Source organism: Acidovorax sp. SUPP3334, from assembly GCF_030159055.1.
Classification (GTDB): domain Bacteria; phylum Pseudomonadota; class Gammaproteobacteria; order Burkholderiales; family Burkholderiaceae_C; genus Paracidovorax.
Window position 1 is genome coordinate 1 of record NZ_BQXQ01000077.1, and the last position, 6,675, is coordinate 6,675.

Genomic DNA, 6,675 nt, shown 5'->3' on the forward strand with positions numbered 1-6,675 from the left:
GGAACGCACAGCATGGTTGCCTGCGTTCCTGAGCTACTACAACGCCAGGAGGCCCCACTCGGCCTTGGGCTACAGACCTCCAGCTTCCCGACTTGCCGGGTATAACCTATTGCAACTCGACATCTAGCAGCACCCGCTCGGGCTCCGCACGCGCGTTGAACACCCAGACATAGCCCAAGCCCGGGTTGGCGACCATCAACCGCTCATCCTCGTCCACGGCCAGGCCGTCAGGGCCGCTCGGACCGTAGGGCATGAAAAACTGGCTGACCTTGGAAATGCCGCCATCGGGCAGCAACGGCACGCGCCATACGCAGTTGCCCAGCGTGACCGAAAGGCACGGAACCCGGCCGTCCGGCGACGGCGCCACGCCGTTGGGGCTGGGCACGTTTCTCAGCAGCAGATGTATCTGCCCGTTGGGGCGCAGGCAGTACAGCCGGCCTCTCGGGTCATGCACGCCGTACCAAGCGTCGGCAAACTTGGACACCTCGGGCAGCAACACCGAACGCCTGGGCGACGCCACGGCCAGCGCCTTCAGCTTGCCGCTGCGGATTTGCGGCAGCACCGAGCCCAGCGTGGCGAAGGAGCTGTCCAGTTGGCCGCCCATCAGGTCGGTGACGACGGGCGCCGCGCCTTTGTAGGGCACGTGGTTGATCCGCAGGCCGTTGGCCCGCGCGAACATCTCGGTGGCGAAGTGGCCCGAGCTGCCCACGCCCGCCGTGCCGGCCGTGACATGGCCAGGCTCCTTGCGCGCGCGGGCCATGCAGTCGGCCAGCGACTTGACCGGCAGGCCCGGCCCGACGACCAGCACCGTCGGGCTGGTCGCCACCGTGCACAGCGGCGTGAAAGACCGCACCGCGTCGAACTTCACGCGGCCGGCGTAGAGCCCGGGATCATCGTGTGGTTGGTGGCGCCGAAGAGCAGCGTGTATCCATCGGCCGATGGCACAGACCGTGGTGGCGGCGGCCACCCGGCTTTCCTACGCGCTGGCCGGCAGCAGCACGGCAGCCGCCGCCTCTCCGGTGCAGGCCCGCCCGAGCCAGTGGCACCCGTAACGGCATCCATAACCGCATCCGTGAAAGCTTTTACTGAGAAGTCAGTAACTTGGGGAACATTGATCGCCTCGAAAACCGCATGAATGCTGGCTTTCTTGTCCTGGCGTGCTCGGCAAGTTACCGTCTTATGAGTAGGATGCCAGCCACCCCATCGAAGGAGACAGACCTTGAACCGCTACCCCTTTCCCGACCTGGCCACCCTGCCTGAAGACATCCGCGCGCGCATCCTCGAGGTGCAGGAGAAAGCCGGTTTCGTGCCCAACGTGTTCCTCGCGTTTGCGCGCCGCCCGGCCGAATGGCGCGCCTTCTTCGCCTACCACGACGCCCTCATGCTCAAGGAAGAAGGCAGCCTGACCAAGGGCGAGCGCGAGATGATAGTCACCGCCACCAGCGCCGTGAACCAGTGCCTTTATTGCGTGGTCGCGCACGGTGCGATCCTGCGCATCTCCGAAAAGAAACCCCTTGTGGCCGATCAGGTGGCGGTGAACCACCGCAAGGCCGACATCAGCCCGCGCCAGCGCGCGATGCTCGACTTCGCGATGAAGGTGTGCAGCCGTTCGCACGAGATCGAGGATGCCGACTTCACCGCGCTGCACGCGCATGGGTTCGACGATGAGGACATCTGGGACATCGCGGCCATCACCGCGTTCTTCGGGCTGTCGAACCGCATGGCGAGCTTTGCCGGCATGCAGCCCAACCCCGAGTTCTACCTGATGGGCCGCGTGCCGCGCCAAAAATAGCCTGCCACCGAAAAGGCGTTGACCCGCCCCCACGGCGTCCTCCATACTGGGCCGAAGCCATTCAGGCAAGAGTTGCGATCAGCAGCCATCTCGGCTTTTGAATACCCGTAAGAGGGGGAGGAAAACCATGGAACTCGCGTTTCGGAACGCGTGCGCACCCGAGACCGCCACCACTGTTTTGGCCGCCGCACTGGCGTGCTTCGCGGCACTGCCCGCACAGGCCCAGACGGACACTGCACGGGGGGTGAAGAACCCGCCCCTGCTGGAGTTGCAGCGCAAGCCGCCCCGCACCCTGCGGCTTTCCGCCAGCCAGGCGACGCGGGCACCCGTCTCCCATGAAGCATCGCTCGACCTGAACGTCGTCTACACCGACGGCAAGCTGTGGAACCCCGCAGAGCAGCGCTTCGACAAGGTGCATCTGCGCAGCTACCAGGACACCCGCGTCGATCCGAAGGCGCCCTTCGTCTCGCCCATGCTGGAAATCCGTCCCGGCGACACCATCCGCATCCGCCTGAACAACCAGCTGCCGCCCGACCCGAGCTGCACCGCCTTCAGCGGCGGGGTCAACACGCCGCATTGCTTTAACGGCACCAACCTTCACACCCACGGCCTGTGGGTGAACCCGGCTGGCAACGGCGACAACGTGCTGATCTCGATCAACCCGACGGTGAGCTTCGAGTACGAATACAACATTCCCTCGGACCATCCCGCAGGCACGTTCTGGTACCAAACGCACCGCCACGACTCCACCGCGCTGCAAGTGGCCAGCGGCATGGCGGGCGCCCTCGTCATCCGAGGCGACCGGCCGCCCACGCCCACGCAGACCGGCGATGTGGACACGCTGCTGCGCCCCACGGCCCGCCAATCGTTCAAGGAACGGGTGGTGGTGCTGCAGCAGATTCAGTACGCCTGCCGCGACCAGGACAACCGCATCCAGTTCAACCCCGACGGCACCTACCGCTGCAACGAAGGCGACGTCGGCACCATCGAGCACTACCAGGCCGTGGACAAGGAAGACAAGGACCAGTTCGGCCCCGGCACCTGGCCGGCGTCGGGCCGCTACACCAGCATCAACGGCCAGGTGCTGCCCAACTTCGAAGGCGCCAAGGCCGGCCAGATCGAGCGCTGGCGCACCATCCACGGCGGCGTGCGCGACACCATCAACCTGGAATTCCGCAAGCTGCGGACCGGTGCGCGCAGCGCACAGGCTTTGAAGGCCAGCGAGCACGACGCCTACATCGAACAGAACTGCACCGGCGCCCCGCTGCAACAGCACCTGATCGCGGCCGACGGGCTGACCACCGCCGCCGCCATCCGCAGCACCCAGACCATCTACCAGCCCGCTTACCGCTGGGACACGCTGATGGTGTTCCCGGAAGCAGGCGACTACTGCGTGATCGACGGTGCTTCGCCACCCTCGGCCAACGTGAATCAGGCACCGCCTTCGCGCCAGCTGCTCGGCGTGGTCAGCAAGGTGGCACCGGGTGGTCCCGTGGCGCAGGACGTATCTGCCTACCTGGCTGCGGAACTGGCGGCGGCTGCGGCGAACCTGCCCAGCGACGTGCAGGGCAAAGTCATCGCCGATCTGAAGAACGGTCTGCGGCTTTCGAGCTTCGTGCCCCACGCCACCGTGCAGGACAGAGAGGTCACCGGTACGCAGACGTTGGCCTTCAACATAGACCTGACCGCCAAGCCGATCCAGTTCCAGGTGGACGGCAAACCGGTCGATCCGAACCGCATCGACCGCGTGCTGGCGCTGGGCGGCGTGGATGAATGGACGCTGCAATCGGACTTCGTGAGCCACCCGTTCCATATCCACGTGAACCCGTTCCAGATCGTCAAGATCCTCGATCCGGACGGCAAGGATGTGTCCGGGCCGGACGCGCAAGACGACGCCGGCGGCGCGGTCGACCCTCAGTACCGTGGGCTCAAAGGCGTCTGGAAAGACACGCTCTGGGTGAAGAACATCGCGACCAAGGAAAAGCCCAACGGCAAATACACGCTCATCGTGCCCACTCGCTACCAGCGCTACATCGGCGACTACGTGCTGCACTGCCACATCCTGGACCATGAAGACCAGGGAATGATGCAGATCGTCCGGGTGGCGGTGCCCGATGGGGCCGGTGGTGCGAGCAAGGGCCACCACTGAACGGGCGGTGCATTGCATGGAGTTCATCGACAACCAAACGAGGGAGCAAATCGACATGATCAGCAAAAGAAACGCACTGAAGACCGTGGTCGCCGTCGGCGCCATCAGCACCTTCTCGGGCATGGTGCCCGGCTTGGTGAAGACCGTGGCCGCGGCAAAACTTCGCATCCGCCGCTGCGTCAACACCATGGCGCTGGACGACCCGGACCTCTCCGCGTACCGGGACTTCGTGGGCATCATGCGGGCCCGGCCGCAAACCGCGCGGGTCAGCTGGCGAGGTTTCGCCAACCAGCACGGGGACGCACACAACTTCAAATACTGCCCGCACGGCGACTGGTACTTCCTGCCCTGGCACCGCGGCTTCGTCGAGATGTATGAAAGGACGGCCGCTGCCCTGACCCGCCACCCCGACTTCGCCATGCCGTACTGGGACTGGACCGCGCTGCGTGAACTGCCGGCCGCCTTCACCGACAAGACCTACCAGGGCAAGCCCAATCCGCTGTACGTGCCGGGCAAGGGCGACGATCCGTCCATGGTGCGCAACCCCCTCACCGGCGCCAATGCCCTGACCGACGAGCTGGTCGGCCCGGAGGTGATCCGCAAGATCTACCAGGAAACGAGCTACGAGGCCTTCGGCACCAGCCGTTCGGTCGATCGAAGCAACCCGAAGAAGCCCATCGTGCAGAACAACCTGGATGCCAAATGGGTACCCATGGGAGGCGGCAACCAGGGCATTCTGGAGCGCACGCCGCACAACAACGTGCATAACAACATCGGCGGATTCATGCCGGAGTCGAACTCGCCACGCGACCCGATTTTCATGATGCACCACAGCAACATCGACCGCATCTGGACCTCCTGGAATGCGCTCGGCCGCCAGAATTCGAACGATCCGCTGTGGTTGGAAATGCCATTTCGCGACAACTACATCGCACCCGACGGCACCTTCTATACCAAGCGAGTGCGCGACCTGCTGAGCACCGCTGCGCTGGGCTACACCTACGACACGCTTCCCGAACCCGACAACCAGCCCACCGATCCGCAGCGCCGGGCCAACCTGTCCGCGCTGTTCAACCCTGCCGCTGGCGGCAACCTCCTGCGCTTGAAGAAGACCGACATGGCAGCCGCCGTGGCCGCCACTTCGATGGGCGTGCCGTTCCAGCTGGGTGCCAATGCCCTGGGGCCACTGCAGGCCTCCCCCTCGGCGCCCCCCACGGGCGCCCCCCGCGAGATCGTGGCCGTGATTTCGGACATCCGCATCGCGGACAACGTGCGCGCGATACGGGTCTTCGTCAATCGCGGCACGGTCGGGCCGGAGGTGCCGGTCACCGACCCGCACTTCGTGACGACGCTCAGCTTTCTCAGGCATGGACACGGCCACGGTGACGGAGAGCACGGCAGCAACCTGCCCTCGACCCTCGTCAACCTGACCGACACGCTGCGGCGCCTGGCGCAGACACAGGGGCTGCAGAACGACACGGTGACGGTGCAATTGGTCGCGCTGCCGGTGGCGGGCACCCCGCCCTCGCAAGTCGGCACGGTCGTGCCCGGCTCGATCGAGATCGCGCTCATCTGACGCGGCATCCCGGTAGCGAGACATGGCCAGCCCTTCAACCGTGACCCTCATGCTGGCCATGGCGCTCACCGGGGTGCATGCCTCGTTTGCCTGCGCCATGGGTCAGGCTCCGCCTGCTGTCGCCGCGAAAGCCGTGGTCACCGGCGCGGTGGCGGCCCAGGTGTGCGTGACTCCGTCAGCGACCGATCTGCGGGCGTTGCAGGACGACCGCCAGCGCGCAGTGATCGTGCTGCACGCCTTCGAACCACCCTGGCCCAGCTCAGGCCGCCTGGTCGCCTCCCTGCTCGCAGGCACCCCGCCGACCCCACGGGAGATCACCCGTTTTGCAGTCCACCCGCTGCAAGCCTTCACGGCCGAGCAGCCACAGCGCAGCCAGCGATTCACGTTGTCGCTGGCGGGGTATGCCCATCTGCTTCAGGCCGGTCGGCCTGTGTGCCTTCAGATCGGATTCGATGCGGGTGCTCATCCCGGCGAAGGGGGCCGGGCCGAGGTGTCCATCGAACTTTCCCCCGCTTGATCCGGGGCATCCGCGCGCAGCAATCCCCACAGCATGCGCACCAGTTCGTCCTCGAACGCGGGCTGGCCCAGCAAGGGTGAGTCTTCCAGCGCGGCGCTGCGGATCGTGCCCATGATGGCCCGCGTCGCCACGAACATCATGGCCGGGCTGGGCGGGCACACCGAGGTGTCGCCTACCTCGATGAGGCGAGCCAGTGCCAGAGCATTGCGCTCAGCCCCTTCGCGCAGCGCGGCCGTCACGCGGTCGTGGTGGTCGATGCGCCAGCCAAGCCGCACCATGCCGCGCCACAGCTTGGAATGGCCGCCAATGCCGAACGCGGTCACCAGCAGGCGCACCATGTCGCGCAGCACGCTGCGCACATCGCGCTGCTCGGCCACTGCCTCATCCAGCAATTCGCGCAACTGCTGCTGAACCCGGTTGCGCTCGCGCTCCACCATGGCCAGCAAGATGGCCTCCTTCGACGGGAAGTACTGGTAGAGCGTGCTGATCGAAAAGCCGGCCACCTGGGCCAATACCAGTAAGTTAAGCAAAGGCCCTTCGGGGCCTTTGTTGTTTGTACAGTGCAGGCTTGATCAATCGAGCTTTGACCATAGAGGTCAAGCGATAGCCAATGCTGCTGCAAGAGTACCTGAGCGATACCC

The 6,675-nt window shown here is 65.5% G+C and carries 7 protein-coding genes and 1 pseudogene; 6 read left to right on the top strand and 2 right to left on the bottom strand.

Annotated features, from left to right (window positions below):
- Positions 1 to 127 (top strand): integrase core domain-containing protein (locus AVHM3334_RS23100; protein WP_284415798.1); only part of this gene is annotated, 127 nt, incomplete at its 5' end.
- Here AVHM3334_RS23100 and AVHM3334_RS23105 read toward each other — a convergent pair.
- A complete protein-coding gene (locus AVHM3334_RS23105) occupies positions 107 to 868 on the bottom strand; it encodes a tripartite tricarboxylate transporter substrate-binding protein (protein ID WP_284415792.1) in 762 nt (253 codons plus the stop codon). The genes AVHM3334_RS23100 and AVHM3334_RS23105 overlap by 21 nt on opposite strands.
- Positions 869 to 938: 70 nt before the next feature.
- Here AVHM3334_RS23105 and AVHM3334_RS23110 point away from each other — a divergent pair.
- The 5 genes and pseudogenes from AVHM3334_RS23110 to AVHM3334_RS23130 form a co-directional block, all read left to right on the top strand.
- Positions 939 to 1,052: pseudogene (locus AVHM3334_RS23110) on the top strand (IclR family transcriptional regulator); the annotation flags it as partial.
- Positions 1,053 to 1,219: 167 nt separating this feature from the next.
- Complete coding sequence (locus AVHM3334_RS23115; RefSeq protein WP_284415793.1) at positions 1,220 to 1,792, top strand: peroxidase-related enzyme; 573 nt, start codon at positions 1,220 to 1,222, stop codon at positions 1,790 to 1,792.
- Positions 1,793 to 1,919: 127 nt separating this feature from the next.
- A complete protein-coding gene (locus tag AVHM3334_RS23120; RefSeq protein ID WP_284415794.1) occupies positions 1,920 to 3,941 on the top strand; it encodes a multicopper oxidase family protein in 2,022 nt (673 codons plus the stop codon).
- Positions 3,942 to 3,996: 55 nt separating this feature from the next.
- Positions 3,997 to 5,517: a tyrosinase family protein gene (locus tag AVHM3334_RS23125; protein WP_284415795.1), complete on the top strand. Its 1,521-nt coding sequence runs from the start codon at positions 3,997 to 3,999 to the stop codon at positions 5,515 to 5,517.
- A 22-nt stretch (positions 5,518 to 5,539) separates the two neighbouring features.
- Positions 5,540 to 6,034: a hypothetical protein gene (locus AVHM3334_RS23130; RefSeq protein ID WP_284415796.1), complete on the top strand. Its 495-nt coding sequence runs from the start codon at positions 5,540 to 5,542 to the stop codon at positions 6,032 to 6,034.
- Here the strand turns inward: AVHM3334_RS23130 and AVHM3334_RS23135 are convergent.
- On the bottom strand, positions 5,980 to 6,564 hold the full coding sequence (locus AVHM3334_RS23135) for a TetR/AcrR family transcriptional regulator (protein ID WP_284415797.1): 585 nt from the start codon (positions 6,562 to 6,564) through the stop codon (positions 5,980 to 5,982). The genes AVHM3334_RS23130 and AVHM3334_RS23135 overlap by 55 nt on opposite strands.
- Positions 6,565 to 6,675: the final 111 nt, after the last annotated feature.

Excerpts from the sequence above, each read along its gene's own strand:
- AVHM3334_RS23120 (WP_284415794.1), top strand. The coding sequence starts at position 1,920 with ATGGAACTCGCGTTTCGGAACGCGTGCGCACCCGAGACCGCCACCACT.
- AVHM3334_RS23125 (WP_284415795.1), top strand. The coding sequence starts at position 3,997 with ATGATCAGCAAAAGAAACGCACTGAAGACCGTGGTCGCCGTCGGCGCC.
- AVHM3334_RS23130 (WP_284415796.1), top strand. The coding sequence starts at position 5,540 with ATGGCCAGCCCTTCAACCGTGACCCTCATGCTGGCCATGGCGCTCACC.